At 73.4% G+C, this 18,089-nt stretch carries 19 protein-coding genes; 9 read left to right on the top strand and 10 right to left on the bottom strand.

The window, feature by feature from the left end:
• Positions 1-34 precede the first annotated feature (34 nt).
• From WMF42_RS43575 to WMF42_RS43585, 3 genes are all read left to right on the top strand, one after another.
• Positions 35-1,756: a PHP domain-containing protein gene (locus tag WMF42_RS43575; RefSeq protein ID WP_437689134.1), complete on the top strand. Its 1,722-nt coding sequence runs from the start codon at positions 35-37 to the stop codon at positions 1,754-1,756.
• Positions 1,757-1,934: 178 nt separating this feature from the next.
• Positions 1,935-3,335, top strand: coding sequence for a pyridoxal-phosphate dependent enzyme (locus WMF42_RS43580; RefSeq protein ID WP_437689136.1), 1,401 nt, complete (start codon positions 1,935-1,937; stop codon positions 3,333-3,335).
• A gap of 121 nt (positions 3,336-3,456) precedes the next feature.
• The gene (locus tag WMF42_RS43585; protein WP_437689138.1) at positions 3,457-4,377 is read left to right on the top strand and encodes a cyclase family protein; all 921 of its coding nucleotides are present in this window, start codon (positions 3,457-3,459) and stop codon (positions 4,375-4,377) included.
• Between the two features lie 89 nt (positions 4,378-4,466).
• Here WMF42_RS43585 and WMF42_RS43590 read toward each other — a convergent pair whose 3' ends face one another.
• On the bottom strand, positions 4,467-5,363 hold the full coding sequence (locus WMF42_RS43590; RefSeq protein ID WP_437689139.1) for a DUF4349 domain-containing protein: 897 nt from the start codon (positions 5,361-5,363) through the stop codon (positions 4,467-4,469).
• A 288-nt stretch (positions 5,364-5,651) separates the two neighbouring features.
• Between WMF42_RS43590 and WMF42_RS43595 the strand changes: the two genes are divergently transcribed.
• Positions 5,652-6,575 (top strand): NAD(P)/FAD-dependent oxidoreductase, encoded by a 924-nt coding sequence (locus WMF42_RS43595; RefSeq protein WP_437689140.1) that lies wholly within the window; start codon positions 5,652-5,654, stop codon positions 6,573-6,575.
• 244 nt (positions 6,576-6,819) lie between these two features.
• On the opposite strand, the gene WMF42_RS43600 is transcribed toward WMF42_RS43595, so the two are convergent.
• The 6 genes from WMF42_RS43600 to WMF42_RS43625 form a co-directional block, all read right to left on the bottom strand.
• A complete protein-coding gene (locus tag WMF42_RS43600) occupies positions 6,820-7,284 on the bottom strand; it encodes a hypothetical protein (protein ID WP_061609742.1) in 465 nt (154 codons plus the stop codon).
• A complete protein-coding gene (locus tag WMF42_RS43605; RefSeq protein ID WP_061609741.1) occupies positions 7,281-7,706 on the bottom strand; it encodes a hypothetical protein in 426 nt (141 codons plus the stop codon). The genes WMF42_RS43600 and WMF42_RS43605 overlap by 4 nt, the downstream gene beginning before the upstream one ends.
• Positions 7,699-8,241, bottom strand: a complete 543-nt coding sequence (locus tag WMF42_RS43610; protein WP_081426677.1) for an RNA polymerase sigma factor — start codon at positions 8,239-8,241, stop codon at positions 7,699-7,701. Before WMF42_RS43610 ends, WMF42_RS43605 begins: the two co-directional genes overlap by 8 nt.
• Positions 8,242-8,294: 53 nt before the next feature.
• Entirely contained in the window at positions 8,295-9,440 is a 1,146-nt protein-coding gene (locus WMF42_RS43615) for a Spy/CpxP family protein refolding chaperone (protein WP_437689142.1), read from the bottom strand.
• Between the two features lie 179 nt (positions 9,441-9,619).
• Complete coding sequence (locus WMF42_RS43620; RefSeq protein WP_061611294.1) at positions 9,620-10,111, bottom strand: GreA/GreB family elongation factor; 492 nt, start codon at positions 10,109-10,111, stop codon at positions 9,620-9,622.
• A 430-nt stretch (positions 10,112-10,541) separates the two neighbouring features.
• Complete coding sequence (locus WMF42_RS43625) at positions 10,542-10,745, bottom strand: hypothetical protein (protein WP_155798811.1); 204 nt, start codon at positions 10,743-10,745, stop codon at positions 10,542-10,544.
• A 255-nt stretch (positions 10,746-11,000) separates the two neighbouring features.
• Between WMF42_RS43625 and WMF42_RS43630 the strand changes: the two genes are divergently transcribed.
• The 5 genes from WMF42_RS43630 (at position 11,001) to WMF42_RS43650 (ending at position 15,133) form a co-directional block, all read left to right on the top strand.
• On the top strand, positions 11,001-11,603 hold the full coding sequence (locus WMF42_RS43630; protein ID WP_061611293.1) for a response regulator: 603 nt from the start codon (positions 11,001-11,003) through the stop codon (positions 11,601-11,603).
• A 46-nt stretch (positions 11,604-11,649) separates the two neighbouring features.
• Positions 11,650-12,399, top strand: coding sequence for an ATP-binding protein (locus WMF42_RS43635; RefSeq protein WP_437689145.1), 750 nt, complete (start codon positions 11,650-11,652; stop codon positions 12,397-12,399).
• A 19-nt stretch (positions 12,400-12,418) separates the two neighbouring features.
• The gene (locus WMF42_RS43640; RefSeq protein ID WP_061611291.1) at positions 12,419-13,936 is read left to right on the top strand and encodes a sensor histidine kinase; all 1,518 of its coding nucleotides are present in this window, start codon (positions 12,419-12,421) and stop codon (positions 13,934-13,936) included.
• Between the two features lie 14 nt (positions 13,937-13,950).
• Positions 13,951-14,685 (top strand): response regulator, encoded by a 735-nt coding sequence (locus WMF42_RS43645; protein WP_437689147.1) that lies wholly within the window; start codon positions 13,951-13,953, stop codon positions 14,683-14,685.
• 91 nt (positions 14,686-14,776) lie between these two features.
• The gene (locus tag WMF42_RS43650) at positions 14,777-15,133 is read left to right on the top strand and encodes a response regulator (protein WP_437689149.1); all 357 of its coding nucleotides are present in this window, start codon (positions 14,777-14,779) and stop codon (positions 15,131-15,133) included.
• Positions 15,134-15,166: 33 nt separating this feature from the next.
• On the opposite strand, the gene WMF42_RS43655 is transcribed toward WMF42_RS43650, so the two are convergent.
• The 3 genes from WMF42_RS43655 to WMF42_RS43665 all read right to left on the bottom strand — a co-directional run bounded on the left by WMF42_RS43655 (position 15,167) and on the right by WMF42_RS43665 (position 17,847).
• On the bottom strand, positions 15,167-16,291 hold the full coding sequence (locus WMF42_RS43655) for an acyl-CoA dehydrogenase family protein (RefSeq protein ID WP_061611288.1): 1,125 nt from the start codon (positions 16,289-16,291) through the stop codon (positions 15,167-15,169).
• A gap of 25 nt (positions 16,292-16,316) precedes the next feature.
• Positions 16,317-16,808: a hypothetical protein gene (locus tag WMF42_RS43660; RefSeq protein ID WP_061611287.1), complete on the bottom strand. Its 492-nt coding sequence runs from the start codon at positions 16,806-16,808 to the stop codon at positions 16,317-16,319.
• 184 nt (positions 16,809-16,992) lie between these two features.
• A complete protein-coding gene (locus WMF42_RS43665; protein ID WP_437689152.1) occupies positions 16,993-17,847 on the bottom strand; it encodes an aspartyl/asparaginyl beta-hydroxylase domain-containing protein in 855 nt (284 codons plus the stop codon).
• Positions 17,848-18,089 lie beyond the last annotated feature (242 nt).

The following is an 18,089-nucleotide window of genomic DNA, read 5'->3' on the forward strand; positions in this document are numbered from 1 at the left end:
AGCGCGCGGGTGCTATATTCGTTGAGGGCCATCCATGCTCGACAAGCTCGACATCGCCCGCGCCCTCCGCGAGATGGGCATGCTCCTTCAGATCAAGGGAGAGAACCCTTACCGGGCGCGCGCCTACGAGACCGGCGCCGACGCGCTCGAGGAGCTCACGGACGACCTCGGCGAGCTCATCAAGGCCAGAAAGCTCACCGACATCCGGGGCGTCGGCGCGGCGCTCGCCGCCCAGATCGCCGAGCTCTACCAGACGGGGCGCTCCGAGCAGCTCGAGAAGCTCCGCGCCGATCTGCCCCGCGGCGTCCTCGAGCTCTCGCGGGTGCCGGGCATGACGCTCAAGCGGATCAAGGCGCTCCACGAGGCGCTCGGCGTCGGCAGCGTCGAGGAGCTCAAGCAGGCGTGCCTCACCGGCAAGGTCCGCGGCGTGAAGGGCTTCGGCGCGAAGATCGAGTCGAGCCTGCTCGAGGGCATCCACCGCCACGAGACCCACGACGAGCGCGTGCTCCTCGTGGACGCGCTCGAGCTCGCCGCGCCGCTCCTCGCCCACATGCGCGGGTGCGAGGCGACCGGGCAGGCCGATCTCGCGGGCGGGATCCGGCGCTGGGAAGAGACGGTGGCCGAGCTCGACGTCGTGGCCGCGACGGACGACGCCGCGCAGGTGGTCGACTGGTTCGCCCGGTTCCCGCGCGTCGCCGAGGTCGAGGCGCGCGACGAGGCGCGGTGCACGGTGAGGTTCTCGGGCGGCCTCCGGGGCGAGCTCCTCTGCGTGCCGCCCCGGTACTACGCCGCCGCGCTCCACCACCGGACCGGCGCGCCCGCGTACCTGTCCGCGCTCGGCGCGCTCGCGCGCGAGCTGGGGTTCACGCTGGACGAGAGAGGGCTCCTCCGCGGCAGCAAGCGCCTCTCCGTGAAGACAGAAGAGGATCTCTACCGGCACCTCGGCCTCCCGTACATCGCGCCCGAGCTCCGCGAGGGCGCCGAGGACCTCGTCGCCGCCGCCACGCGCGACAGCGGCGACGACGAGCTCATCGAGGAGGGCGATATCCAGGGGATGGTGCACTGTCACACCGTGTATTCGGACGGCAAGAACACCATCGAGGAGATGGCCCTGGAGGCCGAGGCGATGGGGATGAAATACATCACCATCACCGACCACTCGCCCGCCGCCCATTACGCGGGCGGCGTCGGCCTCGACCGGCTGAAGCAGCAATGGGACGAGATCGCCCGGGTGCAGGAGCGCGTGAGCGTGAAGCTCCTCCGGGGCACGGAGTCGGATATCCTCGAGTCCGGGAGCCTCGATTATCCGGACGCGATCCTCGAGCAGTTCGACGTGATCATCGCGAGCATCCACTCGCGCATGAAGATGGACGCGGACCAGATGACGCGCCGGCTCGTGAACGCGATGAAGCAGCCGGTCTTCAAGATCTGGGGGCACGCGCTCGGCCGGCTCATCCTGCGGCGCGAGCCGTTCGCGTGCCACGTCGAGGAGGTGCTCGACGCCGTGGCCGAGTCGAGGGCCGCCGTCGAGGTGAACGGCGACCCCTACCGCCTCGACATGCAGCCCCGGTGGATCAAGGAGGCGCGCAAGCGCGGTATCCGCTTCGTGATCTCGACGGACGCGCACTCGACGAACGCCCTCCACAACCTGCGCTTCGGCGTGGGCACGGCGCGGCGCGGCGGCCTCCGCCGCGGCGAGGTGCTGAACGCGCTCGGCCCGGCCGCGTTCAAGAAGGCGGTGCGCCCCGCGGCCTGACGCGCGCTGCGCCGTGGGCACGCGCGGCGCGTGCGCCCCCAACACACATGCGCCGCGGCGTACACTCCACGATAGCGGACCTTTGTCTGTTTTCCAGGGCTGCCCGGCGTTGACGCGCGCGTCATCGCCGGCCGAACACCTCGACAGGCGGGGCGCGTCGTGTGACCGTTGAGCTCTCATGACGACGCCGATGCCGACCCCTCCGCCCGCCGAGAACATCGTCTCTCTCATCGGCCACACACCGATGATCAAGGTCACTCAGCTCGACACGGGCCCGTGCGAGCTCTTCCTCAAGATGGAGAGCCAGAACCCGGGCGGCAGCATCAAGGATCGTATCGGGCTGTCGATGATCGAGGCGGCCGAGAGGACCGGGCAGCTCGGCGGCGACCGGCGGCACCTGGTCGAGGCGACGGCGGGCAACACCGGGCTCGGCCTCGCGCTCGTCGCCGCGCGGAAGGGCTACCGGCTGACGCTCGTGATCCCCGACAAGATGAGCCAGGAGAAGGTCTTTCACCTGAAGGCGCTCGGCGCGAGCGTGGTGATGACGCGCTCCGACGTCGAGAAGGGCCACCCGAGCTATTACCAGGACCTGGCGGCCAGCATCGCGCGGGAAGAGGGCGCGTTTTACGTGAACCAGTTCGAGAATCCCGCGAACGCCCTCGCGCACGAGACAGGGACCGGCCCGGAGATCGCCGCGCAGCTCGGCCACAGGATCGACGCGATGGTGTGCGGCGTCGGCTCGGGGGGCACCATGACCGGGCTCTCGCGCTACTTCGCCAGGGCGCAGCCGCGCTGCGACATGGTGCTCGCCGACCCGGAGGGCTCGGTGCTGGCGGGCTACGTCAAGACGGGCAACCTCGGCAAGGCGGGCTCGTGGCTCGTGGAGGGCATCGGCGAGGACTTCCTCCCGCCGATCCTGGACCTCTCCCGGGTCCAGCACGCCTACACGATCTCCGACCGCGAGAGCCTGGAGACGGCGCGGCTGCTCCTCTCCAAAACGGGCATCCTCGCCGGCTCGTCCTCCGGGACGCTGCTCGCGGCGGCCCTGCGCTACTGCCGCGAGCAGTCGTCGCCGAAGCGGGTCTGCACGCTCGTCTGCGACAGCGGCAACAAGTACCTGTCGAAGATGTACAACGACTTCTGGATGGCCGATCAAGGCTTCACGGACCGCGAGCCGACAGGCGATCTGCGCGACGTGATCTCGCGCCGCCACGCCGACAGGGCGGTTGTCACGGTGCAGCGGCAGGACGCGCTCCTGGTCGCCTATGCGAGGATGAAGCTCTACGACGTGTCGCAGCTCCCCGTCCTCGAGAACGGCAAGATCGTCGGCCTGGTGGACGAGTCGGACCTCCTGCTGGCCGCCGTCGACGACGTGTCGCGCTTCCGCCAGCCGGTGGAGACGGCGATGACGACGCGGCTCCGGACGGTCGACGTGCGGACGCCGATCCGGGATCTTTTGCCGATGTTCGACGCGGGGCTCGTGCCCATCGTGACCGACGGCGACGAGTTCGTCGGGCTCGTCACCCGCATCGATCTACTCAATCACCTGCGGCGCCGGGTGAAGCTGCACGAGGTGTGAGCGGCGCGCGCGGCGCGTCAGGAGCGCGCGGGCGACGGGCTCACGGGCCGGCGCGGCGCGACGTCGTATGCCCCGCGGCCGCGCCTTGTGGCGCCGGCGGGCCTGTGGTGACGTGCGCGCCATGCAGAAGGCGCACGGAACAGGTATCGTCAGCTTCCTCCCCACGGGCGCCAAGATGGCGGCGGCCCACGCGCTGTGCCCGGCGGCGCTCGCCCTCTCGGCGTGCGCGCCCGCCGCGGCGTCACCGCCGGCCGCCGCGCCGCCGGCCGCCGCGCAGGTCGAGGGCGCGGCGCCGTCGTCCGGGCAGGGCGCGCCCGCGGGCCTCGACGTCGCCACGGCCCGGGTCGTCGACCTGACGCACCCGATCACGCCGGGGATGCCGCTGTTCCCCGGCAACAAGCCTTATGCCCTGGAGACGCTCAGCACCGTCGAGAAGGACGCGTATTACTCCAATCGGTTCGCGATGGACGAGCACGCGGGCACGCACGTGGACGCGCCCGCGCACTTCAGGGTCGGGGCGGCGACCGTCGAGCAGATGGCGCCGGAGCAGCTCGTGGGGGCGGCGGCGGTCGTGGACGTGACGGCGAAGGTGGCGGCGAGCCCCGATTACCAGCTCACCGTGGACGATCTCCGGGGCTGGGAGGCGCGGCACGGGGCGCTCGGCGCGCGGCACATCGTGCTGGTCCGGACGGGCTGGGGGGCGCGCTGGTCCGATCCGGCGAAGTACCTCAACCAGGACGCGAAGGGCGTCATGCACTACCCCGGGGTCTCCGTGGAGGCGAGCCGCTACCTGCGCGATCGCGGCGTCCGCGGCCTCGGCATCGACACCCTCTCGACCGATCCGGGGCCGAGCGAGACGTTCGAGCAGCACAAGGCGTTCCTCGGCGACGGCGGGTATCACATCGAGAATCTGGCCAACCTGGAGCAGCTCCCCGAGGCAGGGGCGGTCGTGGTGGTCGCGCCGCTCCCGCTCGGGCGCGGCAGCGGCGCGCCCGCGCGGGTGCTCGCGCTGGTGCCGGCCTCCGGCGGCCCGGCGCGGTAGGCGCGGCGCGCGGGAGGGTCAGGGCGGGTGGACGGTGATCCCCCTGGTGGTCGCGTCCGGGCTGCCGGCGAGGTGTCGGCGCAGCCGGTTCACCCGGGGTCGGCCTCGCCTCCGTTGACGGGCGCGCCGTGCGGCGGCGGCGCGCCTTGCGGGCCGTATGGGCCGTACGCCGCCGGCGGGCCGTATGGGTACGGCTGCGCGGGGCCCGGCGGGGACGGCGGGCGCGGCCTCGCCGCGGCGCGACGCCGGGCCACGGCGCGGAGCGCATGGTACAGGGCCGCGCCGAGCGCCGCCAGGAGCAGCAAGGTGGGCCCGGCGGTCGCGACGAGGACCGCGGCGTTCACCACGAAGGCCTCCGCGTTCTCGACGCCCTCCCGGGCCGCGCGGGCGATCCTGCCGCCCGCGCCCTCGGCCGGCTCCTCGTACCGCGTGGTGATCGAGAGCTTCACCGTCGCATAGGCGATCTGGCCCTCCAGGAGCCGCTCCTGCGCCTCGATCTGCTCGATCGTCCCGCGCACGCTCGCGAGCTGGTTCTCGACGGCCACCACGTCCGCGAGGCTCCCGGTCCTGTCCGAGAGGAGATCGAGCAGCCGCTTCTCCTGGGCGCGGGCGTTGCGGAGCCGCGCGCCGATGTCCGCGCGCTGCTCGGTCACGTCCTCCGCCTTCTCCGCGTCGGCGACGACGGCGCCGACCGAGGCGACAACGGCGCGGAACGCGCCGACCCGCGCCGCGGGGACCCGCGCCTCGAGCGACGCGCTGCGGTGCGGGCCGCTGTGCACCCTGGCCTCGCTCACGTACCCGCCGTGCTCCTCGACAGCGGTCCGGAGCCGCTGCATCGCCGGGTCGAAGGCGTCGACAAGGACCGTCGCCTCGACCGTGATCCGCATCGCCCGCTGGGAGATCGGCGGCACCCCGGGCGAAGGCCCCTGCGCCTGCAGGTTGAGCGCCGCCGCCTGCACGGGCGCAGGCGCCGCGGCGGACTCCATCGCCGAGGGGGAGCGCTCGGAGCGGGCGCACGCGCTGGTCAAAACGACGGCCGAGAGGAGGGCGATGGACAGGCTCGCGCGCGGGGGCCTGCGGCGAGGACAACGGCTCCAGGGCATGCCCGGAGAACGGCGGGCGGCCGGCGACCTTACGCGCGGTGACGAGCGGCCTCCGAGCTGAGCGGTGTGCAGCACGTTCCCGGCGGAGCGCGGGGCCGCCGCGCGCGCGGCTGGCTGGACGCGCGCTCGACGCGCGCTCGGCGCGCCGGTTGCGAGGCGGGCCGGTCAACCATGTCCACACGCAAAGAGGACCTCCCTGGATACGATGTGATCATCGTCGGCGGCGGGCCCGCCGGCCTCAGCGCAGCGCTCATCCTGGGGCGGTGCCGGAGGCGCGTCCTCGTGTGCGATTCCGGTCGGTACCGCAACCACGCGGCGCACGAGATGCACGGCTTCCTGTCGCGCGACGGCATCGCGCCGTCCGAGCTCAGGCGGATAGGGCGCGAGCAGCTCCAGCCCTACGGCGTCGAGATCCGCGAGGTGACCGTCGCGGAGGTCCGCCGCGAGGACAGGCGCTTCGAGCTGACGCTGGAAGGCGGCGAGCGCCTGGTCTGCCGCAAGCTGCTGCTCGCGACAGGGCTCGTCGACCGGCTACCGGATCTCCCGGGCCTCGCCGCCATGTACGGCAAGAGCGTGCACCACTGCCCCTATTGCGAGGGCTGGGAGGTGCGGGACCAGCCGATCGGTGTTTACGGACAGGGCTGTACGGGGATCTCGCTGGCCGTGAACATGAAGACGTGGAGCGACGATGTCGTGCTTTTCACGGACGGCCCGGCGTCTGTCCCGAAGGCCGAGGCGCAGCGGCTCGAGCGCCGCGGCGTCGGCGTGCGCGAGGAGCGGATCGCCCGGCTCGAGGGCAGGGACGGGATGCTGGAACGCGTTGTGTTCGAGGACGGCAGCGCCGTGGAGCGCCGCGCGCTCTTCCTGAAGACGACGCTGGAGCAGGGGTCGGATCTCGCGAGGAAGCTCCGCTGCAAGGTCACGGACGCGCGCGGCGTGGAGACGGCGGACAAGCACGAGGAGACGACGTGCGAGGGGGTCTTCGTCGCCGGGGACGCGTCGAAGGACGTATTGCTCGCCATCATGGCCGCCGCCGAGGGGGCGGACGCGGCGTTCGGGATCAACTGCGCGCTGCAAGAGGAGGATCTCGCCTAGAGCGACAAACGGGCTGAAACCCCGAGAAAAAGCGGGAATTTCACAGGGAGGCGGGGAGCGAGAGACGGCAAGAGGGAGAAATTCATTTTCTTCTGCCTCCCCGCCTCCCCGCCTCCCTGTGAAAATTCTCCGGGTTTCAACGCGATCGGTGTTCCAGGTCCATCAGCTCGCCCCGAGCCCGCTATCCCCGCTTGCTCTCTCGGCGCTCTCCTGGTGTCCCGCGCGCCCTGGCGGTCCTCTGCTTTCAGTCGCCCCGCCCCCCGGGCCCACGCCCGCGGCCAGGGTGCCCCGGGCCGCGCGGCGGGCCGGGGCGCTCCCGCCGCTCCGCCTCGAGCTCCTCGTAGCGGGTCCGCTGCTCGGGCGTGAGGACGCTCTTCACGCGGGCGTCGGTGCGGTCGCGGAGCTCGTCGAGCGCGGGGCGGCACTCGGCGAGGAGCCGCTCCCGCTCGGACTCGGCCTCGGCGAGGGTCGCCTTGAGCTCGCGCACCTGGTCGCGCGTGAGGTCGAGGTGGCGGCGCATCGCCCCGAGACGGAACTGGGCGCGCGCCTCGGTCGGCGGGCGCCGGAGCGTCGCCTCGAGGTCGCTCAGGGCCGTGCTGCGGCCGATGGCAGCGCCCGCGACCCCGCCGAAGAGGAAGACGGCGGCGAGCACGGCCAGGGGCTTCCAGCGCGCAGGGGAGGGCGGGGGCGGGGAGGAGGGCTCGGTCATTCGCTCGCCTCGAGGGTGTCCACCGAGGCCATGATCGCGCTGTCGAGGTCGCGCTGCGTCTGCAGGAAGAACAGGACGCTCGCGGCCGCGGCGAGGGCGGTGACGGCGATCGCGGCGCGGCCCGAGCGGACGATGCCGTCGGCCATCGCGGGGGGCGCGGGCGCGGCCTTCGCGGGCGCGGCCTTCGCGGCGCGGAGGACAGCGTCGGTGAAGGCCGCGTCCGGCGCGAGGCCCTCCGTCGCGCGGGCGATGCGGGCCAGCGGGTCGTCGGCGGCCTTCGCGGCGTCGTCGGCCTTCGCGGCGCGGAGGACAGCCTCGGTGAAGCGGTCGCCGGCGTCGTCGACGTCCAGCCGATCGGTCGCGGCCGCGAGGCGCGCGAGATCCCGATCGATGTCGGTCCGGTCGTCGTCGCGGTCAGGCATGCGGCGCCTCCTTCTCGGTCTGTCGCGCGCGGAGCGCGGCCCGCGCGCGCACCAAACGTTGCTCGACCGCGCCCTCAGAGCAACCGAGCGCGGCCGCGGCCTCCTTCGCGGGCAGCCCCTCGACGGCGACGAGGACGAGCGCGGCGCGCTCCTGGGGCGGCAGCGCGGCGAGCAGCGCGTCGAGCTCGCGCAGCGCGACGCGCGCCTCGGCGGAGACGAGGCCGTCGAAGCGCGGCTCGGACGGCGCCTCGCGCGGGGTGTCGCGGCGGCGCCGGAGGGCGTCGATGCAGGCGTTCGTCACGATGCGGTACAGCCAGGTCTCCACCTTCGATCTCCCGTCGTAGCGCCCCTCGCGCAGGGCGCGGTAGGCGTCCACGAGCGCCTCCTGCAGGGCGTCCTCGGCCTCCGCGAGGTCGCCGACGAGGCGCGCGGCGAGGCGGTACATCGGCGCGCGCGTGTGCTCGACGATCTGCCGGAAGGCCGCGTCGTCGCCCTTGGCGACGCGCGCTGCGACGAGCCTCAGGTCGACGATCACGATCCCTCGCGATTCTGCTCCCATCGCAACGCGCGCGCCACAGGGACCGGCGCTCAGCGGCGCGCGGGGCCCCCCTCGCCGCGCCCGGGGCCGTGCTCGCCGCGGCCGGGGCCGTGCTCGCCGCGGCCGGGGCCGTGCTCGCCGCGGCCGGGGCCGTGCTTGCCGCGCCCGAGCTTGCCGGCGGCGGGGCCCTTCTCGAGGCGGCCGGCGAGCTCGTTGCGCTGCGCCTCGTCGAGGACCGGGACGACGGCGGCGAGCGCGTCGACCATGCGGTCGAGGTGCGCCCGCGGGCCCATCTTCGCGTCCATGGCCGGCACGAACGCGCTCGCGTCGAAGCGGTCCGCGGCGAACGTCTCGAGCCGCGCGCGCATCTCGGCGCGCTTCTTCGCGTGATCCTGCTGCCGCGCCTCGCGGCCGGCGTCGCTCGGGCGCGCGCTCTCGAGCGCCTTGTCGATCTGCGCCCGCTGATCGTCGCGCAGGTCGAGGCCGCGGAGGAGGTGGCCCAGCGGGCCGCCCTTCATGCCGGGGCCGCCCTTCATGCCGGGGCCGCCCTTCATGCCGGGGCCGCCCTTCATGCCGGGGCCGCCCTTCATGCCGGGGCCGCGCATCCCGGCGCGATCGCCGCGGTCGCCCTTCTCGCCGTGCTGGTCCATCCTCGCGGCGATCGCGTTGACGAGCTCGCGCCGCTGCTCCTTCGTGAGCGTCGCGTGCAGCGTGCTCAGCGCCCCGGCGACGCGCGCGCGGCGCTCCTCGGCCAGGCGGCCCGCGTCGGCGAGCTTCGCCTCGATCGCGGCCCGATCGATCTTGCCCGCGCGCACGCCGTCGGCGAGCGCCGCGAACACCGCCCCGTGCTCCGGGCGCTCCTTCGCGCCGCCGCGCAGGCCCTCGAACGCGCCCTCGATGGTCGCCTCCTGGGCGTCCGACAGGTCGAGCTCGTGGAGCGCCGTCCGCAGCAGGTGCTCGGGGCCGTGCGCGCCGCCGCGGTGGCCGAAGCCCTTCCCGTGGCCGAAGCCCTTCCGGTGGCCGCCGGCCTCACCGGCGCGGCCGCCCTTCGGCCCCTGGACGAGCGCCGCCTCGGCGGCCTCGTCGCTCGGCGACGTGTCGCCCTGGCCCGTCTCCGCGGTGCAACCGGCCGCGCCGACGAGCGCGCCGACGAGCGGCAAGATCCCCCCAAGCCTCCACCAACGAGACTGCATCATGGACTCTTCTCCTGGGTCGCCCGCATCGTGCCGAGCGGGTCGTTCATCCATGGGACGCCGGCGGGGCGGGGCTCCCTACGAGGGCGCGCTTCTTTTTTTCGGAGGCGGCGCGCGGAGGGCGGCGCCCGGTCGCCAGGCGCGCGGCCGGGCGAGGCGCCGCGGGCCAGCGCGGCCGGCGTTCAGCGCACGCTGGTGATCAGGTACGTGCGCATGCCCTGCGGCGTGGCGACCTCGGCCTCATCGCCCTCGGACAGGCCCAGCAGGGAAGCGCCGAGCGGGCTCGTCGTGGCGAGCGTCTGCAGCTCGACCCCCTGGAACTGCATGCGCTCGCCGCCCGCCGCCGGCAGCAGGAAGTAGAGCGCGCGCCGCTTGCCGCTCTCCAGCTCGACAAGCGCCGAGCTCTCGATGCCGGCGTCCGGGCCGAAGTCGCGCACCGCGACGGCGCCGAGCCTGGCGAGCGCCTGCTCGACCTGGAGCACGCGCTCGCTGTGCCCCCGCGCCACGTACGACGCCTCGGTCGCGCGCATGTCCTTGTCGCCCTCGGCGCGGTTCTCCTCGTGCGTCGCGGCGCTGGCGGCGTCGCGCGCCCGCCCGGCGGATCGCTCGAGCTCGCGGGCGAGCTGTTCCTTCAGGGCCGCGAGCAGCGCGCGCTTGTCGATGGCCGGAGGCATGTGGACCCGCGCACCGTACCAGACCGGATCGCGGCGGTCACTCCGCCGTCAGCCAGGCGCCGCGCTCGACGCGGCAGGGGCTGGCGCGCCCCGGCGGGACGACCGTCGCGCCTGGACGGCTGGCGCTGCTCCTGCCGGGGCGGCCCGCCGACCGCGCGCGCTCACGTCGAGCTCCCGCACCGATCGCACGCGGGCGGCTCCTCGCCGCTCGCCCTGCGCCTTGACGAGCGAGAGCGCCCCGTTCGCCTCGAGGTGGAGGCGAACGGCCTGGCCGAGGTGCTCGAGGCCCTGGGAGCGAAGCTGGGTTGGCCGCGGCGTGCCGTGGGAAACAGGGATAGATCACGTAAGCGTTTCCCACAGCCGACGACACCGCCGCGCGGAAGGGCCGGGCCACCGGGCCGCCGGCGCCGCGCCCGTCGAGGCGTGTATTTCAGATCTGCAGATGGAGGTGTCTTGTGTCCATCGCCATCCACTGCGGTCCTTGCAGGGTTGCAATCCGCGCGCTGCGCAGCACGACGCGCTCATCTTCCATGTGAATCGAATGTTTCAAATCAGTGAACACAAACAGGACCAGGACGCCTGAACCGGCGAGGCCGTGCCACGGTGACGAACGCGCGACATCGTCAGGAATCACTTTACCGGGATAGGGGGAGTGGTGTAGATCCTTAATCTGCCCGTGCCGCTGCTTGGCGATGGCGCGGTTCGATTCGAGAGCATGAGGTCGCGGCGCGGCTCCACCGCAAGGGCGGGCTCGGGCGAGCGACCCGGGCGCGCGCACAAGGCATGGCGCGACGCCTCCGGCCGCCGAACGCCTGGGCCGCGCTCGATCTACGCACGTCGATCCACGCACTTCGCCCGGATCCCCGCACGAAGAGACAAGAGGAGCAACGTGAGCCTGTATGCCCAGGAGAGGCTGCGCGTGCTCGTCGTCGACGACGAGCAGAGGATGCTCGACAGCATCGCGGCCATCCTCGCCGACGACGTCGACGTCGCCACCTGCAGATCGGCCCATCGAGCGCTGGAGATGCTGCAGACAGGCCAGTTCCACGTCGTCTGCTCCGATTACAAGATGCCGGGGATGAACGGCGAAGAGCTCCTGACGCGGGTCGCCGAGCTGCCTGTCTACACGAGCTGCCTGCTGATCACGGGCGCCGAGGAGTACATCCGCTCCAGCGAGCCTGGCCGTCACTACGTCATCCTCAAGCCGTTCGAGCCCGCCCGGATCACCCGGATCGTCCTGGAGCTCGCGCGCCTCGCCCACACGAGGCGCTCGGTCGGATCCCACGCGATCTCCCCCGCGAGGAGGGAGACCGTCCCGCCCGCCTCGGCGAAGATCGCGCCGTCGGGCCGGGCGCCGGAGACCCGGGATCCGCAGGATCCTTCGCACCGCGGGACGGTGAGCTCGTACCCGCCGCCGGCCTCCCGCACATCGAGCGTTCTGGGCGCAACGCGGCTCGGCGACGTCGGGCTTCCGGGGCGAACCCTCAAGTGAGCGCCGGGCGAGGCGGGGAGCGCGCCGGGGAGGGCGATCGCCCGCGATGATCCGCCGGGATCCGCTCGGCGCGGCGGAGCAAGCCGCGACGGCCGAGGAGATCGTGGCCACGCTGCGCCACGACCTGCGCAACTGCTTCGGGACGATCCGCAATGCGGCGTATTTCATCCAGCGGAAGGTCGCCCGGGAGCAGGTCTGCCGGGACGACCCGCGCGTCGCGCAGTTCATCCACGTCATCGACGAGGAGGTGATCGCGGCGAGCGCGCTCGTCGACGAGGTCGTCGTCGGCTCGCGGGCGCGCCCGCTGCGCCGGACGGTGAGCGCGAGCGCCCTCGACTGCGTCCGCGCGGCGGCGGCGTGCGCGCGCATCGCCGAGGCGGGGATCCGCGTCGACGTCGACGCGGCGGACGGCGTTGTCGAGCTCGACCCGGACGAGCTGTCGCTGGCGGTGCGGTGCCTCGTGGAGAACGCGGCGGAGGCGATGGAGGGGGGCGGCGTGGTGACGCTGCGCGGGAGCGTGGTCGGCGCCCGCTACCGCATCGAGGTCGGCGACACAGGGGCGGGCGTGCCCGAGGCGGAGATCGAGGCGATCACGCGCCCGTTCTACACGACCAAGCCAGGCCACCTCGGCCTCGGGCTCAACATCGCCGGGCGCGTGGCGCGGCGGTATCTCGGGACGCTCACCCTCGGCAGCGGCGCGCCGCGCGGGACGCGGGCCTGCATCGAGCTGCCTCTGGCCGGCGCGGGCAGCGCGCCGGCGGCGCCGGGCGCGGGCGCCGCGGAGCCGACGCCGTGACAGCGGGCGGGCCGCCGCGATGAGCATCCGGACCGGGCTCGCGCTGATCTTCGCCGTGGCCGCGTCGGTCGTGCTGCTCGCCACCCTGGCGCTCCACGTCACCTCCGGCCGGATGACGCTGCTCCAGCGCCGCTCCGAGCTCGCGTACGAGGACCTCACCCGGCACGTCACGCTCGCCAACCACGCGAGCCGCTACATGCGCGAGGCCGCGGAGATCTCCCTCGGCGGCGGGGACACCGAGGAGCTGCGCCACCTCGGCGAGCTCGTCGCCCGGGACCTGGCCGCGGCGGAGGCGCTGGGCCGGGCCTGGATCGAGGACGAGCGCCTCCGCGAGGGCGAGGCGCAGGCGCAGCAGGCGAAGGACGAGCGCCTGCGCCGGATGCGCGTGAGCTTCGCGAGGATCGCGGGGGACATGGACGAGGTGACCCGCAGGGCGAGCGCCGGGGAGCGGTGGGTCAACCGGCGGTTCGTGGAGGCGCCCGAGCGGGAGTACGAGCGCGGGTTCGTGCCCCGGATCGACGCGGCGATCGCCGACGCGCGGCGCGACGTCGCGCGCAGCACCGAGGAGGCGGGCCTCGCCGGCGCGCAGATCCGGCGCGCCGGCGTCGCCCTCATGGCGGCGGCGCTGGGGACCCTCGTCGTGCTCCTCGGCGGCCTGCTGCGCACCATGGCGCGCGGGTTCAGCGCGCTCACCGGGTGCGCGCGGCGCATCGCCGCGGGCGACCTGACCTCCACGGTGCCCGATCTCGGGAAGCACGAGTTCGGGCGCATGGGCGCCGCGCTCCGCCACATGGCCGAGGGCCTGCGCGAGGCCCAGGAGTCGCGGCTGCGCGTCGAGCGGCTCGCCGCGATCGGGCAGCTCGCGGCGAGCGTCGGCCACGAGCTGCGCAACCCGCTCGGCGCCGTCAGGAACGCGGCGTACTACCTCGGGAAGCGCCTTGCCGGCACCGAGCTCGGCGCGGAGCCGCGCGTCGCGCAGTTCCTCGCGCTCCTGGAGAAGGAGCTGCTTGCGTGCACCAGGATCATCAACGATCTCCTGGACTTCGCGCGCGAGCGCCGGCTCTGCCGCTCGGCGTGCCCGCTCGGGCCGCTCGTCGACGACGCGATCTCGGTCGTGCAGGCGCCCGCGCACGTGCGCCTCCAGAACGAGGTGCCGCCCGGGCTGCCGGTGCCGAGCCTCGACAAGGATCAGTTCCGCCAGGTGCTCGTGAACCTGATCCAGAACGCGGCCGAGGCGATCCCGGCCGGGCGCGAGGGGCGCGTGGGCGTCGCCGCGCGGGCGCGCGACGGGGAGGTGGTCCTCTCGGTGACCGACAACGGGGCCGGGATCGACAGGGAGCACCTCGCGAAGATCTTCGAGCCGCTCTTCAGCACGAAGCTGAAGGGCACGGGCCTCGGGCTCGCCATCACCGCCGGCATCGTCCGGCTGCACGGCGGGACGATCGCGGTGGAGAGCGAGCCCGGGGCGGGGACGACCTTCACGATCCGGCTGCCGCGCGCCGCGGCGCCGGCGGCGGGGGCCGCGCAGCCAGCGTGAGAGGTGGGACGACGATGCGATCGACGAGGCGGGTGCTCGTGGTGGACGACGAGGAGGGGATGCGCGCCACGCTCGCCGCGAACCTCGAGCTCGAAGGGTACGAGGTCGTCGAGGCGCGCGACGGGGCGCACGCCATCGAGGCCGCGCGGCAGCAGCGCTTCGCGCTCGTCCTCAGCGACGTGAAGATGCCCGGCCTCAACGGCGTCGAGACGTTCCGTGAGCTCCGGCGCATCCAGCCGGGGCTCACGGTGGTGCTGATGACCGCCTTCGCGATCGAGGAGCTCATCGAGGAGGGCATCGGCGAGGGCGTCTACGCGGTCATCTACAAGCCGTTCTCGATGGAGCACCTCGCGCGGATCGTCGCGCGGGCGCTGGCGTCGCGCCCCGTGCTCGTCGTGGACGACCTGCCCGACGTCGCGGAGACGATCGTGGCGGGGCTGCGGGCGGCCGGGCTGCGCGCCGAGGCGGTGTACGACGGGTACGCGGCCGTCGAGCGCGCCCGGGACGAGGCGGTCGACGTGTGCGTGCTCGACCTCGTGATGCCGGCGCTCGACGGCGTGACGACGTGCGAGCTGCTCCGGCGCACGAGCGAGCACATCCGGGTGATCGCGATGACCGGGCACGCGCCGCCGGAGATGATCCACGCCTTCACGAGCCGCGGCGGGTACGCCTGCCTGCGCAAGCCGTTCGAGGTGCGCGAGCTGATGCACGCGATCGCGCGCGCCCGGAGCGACCCCCGGTCGTGCTGAGGGCCGCGGGACATCGCGCCGCGCGGCGGCGGGCCAGGGGCGAGGCCTCGCGGCCGGGGGCGCGCCGGCCGGGGCGGCGCCGGAGGGCGGCGTGAGCGCGGCGGTGCTGCTCGTGGACGACGACGAGGCGTCGCGGGTCGTGCTGGCGGCGCTGCTCGAGGACGAGGGGTTCCAGGTCGACGTGGCCGGCTCGTTCGCCGAGGCGGGCCGGATGCTCGCGGCCGAGGGCGCGCGGTACGACCTCGCGCTGCTCGACCAGCACCTCGGCGACGGCCGCGGCGCCGACCTGATCGGGCCGCTGCGCGCGCGCCTGCCGCGAGCCAGGGCGGTGCTGCTCAGCGGGACCGGCGGCCATGACCTCGACGGCGCGCACGCGCCGGACGCGGCGCTCGCGAAGGGGCGCGCCTTCCCGGAGCTGCTCGAGGAGCTCCGGAGGCTGCTCGGCTGAGCCCGCGCGGACGGGCAGCCAGGAGCGCGCGGGCTACGGCGCGGGGCTGCCGACGCCGAGCAGCGTCTTGCCCAGGATCTCGCGGATCACGGGGCCGGACAGGGCCATGAGCGGGCCGCTCATCGCGTCGCGCAGGTGGCGCTCGATGGGGCGGCCGCGCATGTAGCCGGCGCCGCCGGCGATCTCCAGGGCCGAGGTGGTGATCGCGACGGCGGCCTCGTTGGCGACCGCCTTGGCCTGGAGCTGGAGCAGGCCGTAGGCCGGATCGCCGCCGTCCGCGGCCTCGGCTGTGCGCAGGGCCAGGGCGCGCGCGGCCTCGAGGCGCAGGCTCATGTCGGCCACGGCGAACTGCACCCACTGCAGCTCGGCGATGGGCCTGTCGGCCGGCGGGAGCACGCGCTCGCGGGCGTAGGCAACGGCCGCCGCCATGGAGGCCTCGGCGATGCCGATGGAGAGCCACGCCGCGGCGACGGGGATGGGGTTGGGCGCCAGCGGATCGACGGCGAGGCGCCGCGCGTCGGGCAGGAGCGTGTCCTGGAAGCGCACGATCTGGCTGCGCGTGGCGCGCATGCCGAGGGTGTCCCAGATGGGCTCGATGGAGATCGAGTCGTCCCTGTCGATGAGGAAGAACGCGGGCTGCCCGTCGCAGACAGCGGCCGTGAAGAAGCAGTCGGCGTGCTCGCACCCGCTCACGAAGCGCTTCTCGCCGGTCAGGCGATAGCCGCCCTCGGCCTTGCGGGCGATCTGGCGCGGCACGAGGAACATGTTGCCGCTGGTGGGCTCGGAGAGCGCGTTGGCGACCCACGCGCCGCGGCGGAGCGCCTGCTCGAAGCGGGATCGCTCGTCCGGGTCGATCAGGGCGCGGAACACGGACATGGCGCCCTGGTGCATGAGCCACGCGGTCGCGAACGACGCGTCGCCCCGGGCCAGGATGGCGACCATGCGGCCGAAGGTGCGCCACGAGCACGGCGCGCCGGCGCCGCCCTCGCCGCCGATCGCCGCCGTGTTGATCGGCGAGCGGAGCGTGGCCGCGAGCCCCTCGACAGGGAACGTGCCTTCGCGATCGTGCCGGGCCGCGTGCTCGGCGAGCAGCGCCGAGATCCGCTCGGCCTCGGCGAGCAGCGCGTCGGCCGGACTCGCATCCTTCTCTCGATTCATGGGCTCGATCCTCGGGGGTGCAGGGCTACCGCCCGTCGCGCGGGTCGTGCACGTCGCGCGGGTCAGGCGTTGTCGCGGGCGCCCCGCTCGCCACGCAATCGCAGACCTGACAGCCGTTCTTGTCGGTCACACAGCGGCTGTCCTTGCCGAGGCACAGCGGGCGATACTCGGTCGGGCAGTTCTCCTTTGCGCCCGAGAGGTTCGGCGTGGGGGACGCGGAGGAGACCGACTTGCAAGGCGAGAATCCGTAGTTGCAGGCGTGGCCGCACCCGAGGGCGCCGCCCGCGACGAGCGCGGCGAGCAGCACGAGCAGCATGTCGGAGCGGACGGCGCGCGCCGTGACGCAGCGCTGGGCGGGCGCCGGCTTGACGCGGCCCTCGCCGGGCGCCGCGGCGCCGCGAGGGCTGACGGCGTCGGCGCGCCGTTCCCGCTCTCGACGGGGCGCCGGGCGCGCGTCGGCGCCGCCCGGCGAGAGGTCTTCGAGCGCGCGTGTCTGTGCGTGCGTGATGTCAAGCATGGTGGTTTCTTTATATCCAAGCGCGGGGCCCCGAGAGCCCGCAAACTTCGATGCTATGGAGGTCCGGCGCCGCTGGCAAGCAGGCGTATCTTTCCGCTCGGGGCGCGCTGGACCCGCCAGGGGCGATGTGCGCTCGCGGATGTGGGTGAACCTGGGCCGCGGGCAGGACGCCTGGAGCCCTGTATCACGCGAGGGCGGGCTGATAAAACGGATGTCCGGGCACGTTGAGGTTCAGGAAGGTGATCTTCTCCCTCAACCAGTGATCTCGCCGAGCGGCGTCGCCGCGCCCCTCGAAGTAGCGCGCGAGCAGGTCGTAGCTCGACAGCGAGCCCAGATCATGGCTGTGGAACACCTTCCGGAGCAGGTCCTCTGCGGCGCTCTGGCGCCCGGCGCTCATCAGCGCGTCGGCTTCTCGGCAGAGCTCCGCGAAGCGCTCCTCCGAGAGCCCGGGCTTGTCCCGCACAGCGTCGGGCTGGAGGAGCTCCCGGGCGATGAGCTCTTCCAGCGGACCGTTCATGTAGCAGTCGAGGATCAGGTGGATACGCTCCTCGGAGCCGCGGTTGCAGGCGCCATGGCGCGTCTCGTGAGGGGACAGCTTCCAGAGAAAACCGCTCTTCATGTGGACCGAGCGCGACGGCAGGACGATGAGCGCTTCCGGGTTGGTCTTCAGGGGAACGTGGAGCCGGAGCCTGGGAACGCGGCTCAGGTTGTGCGCCCCGTAGTCGGTGTGCTCCCACAGAAACGCGTCCGGGTCGAGCCGGAGCAGCCTGACCCACATCAGCTCGAGGCCTGATCCCTCGACGAAGTCGCGGACCCGAGGCAGCCGCGGGACGACCTCGGTGGGGATGGGCGCGCAGTCCGCGAGATCGTTCTCTCGCGAGTCTCCGCTCGCGTTGTAGAGCGCGGCGGTCTTCCACCCGCCGGACTGATACAGCGAGTAGTTCTCGGTCCACGGGATGTCGGCGCGCGCGACGTCGTCGAGCATTCCGTCGACGACATCGCGGGGGATCGCCCTGAGCTGGGACGTGTACTTCAGCATGAGGCCTCCATTCGGCGGAGCACGGCGGCGGAGACACGCGGGCGAGTCATCCCGTCAACGCTGCTGTCTGGCTGCCGCGCGAGGCGCCGGGCTCGATCCCGGTCGCGCCCCCTGGTACTACTACGGTAACTTGATTGCAATAAAATGGAGTCTACGGATGTCGGCGCCGGCGATCGCCGCCGCGCCGCCGCCGCCGGGCTCCTCGGCGGAGACGCCGCTGCGCCTCCATCTGGAGCCTGGAT

Origin of the sequence: Sorangium sp. So ce176, assembly GCF_051519835.1 — a bacterium.
In the GTDB taxonomy this organism is placed as follows: Bacteria; Myxococcota_A; Polyangia; order Polyangiales; family Polyangiaceae; genus Sorangium; species Sorangium cellulosum_G.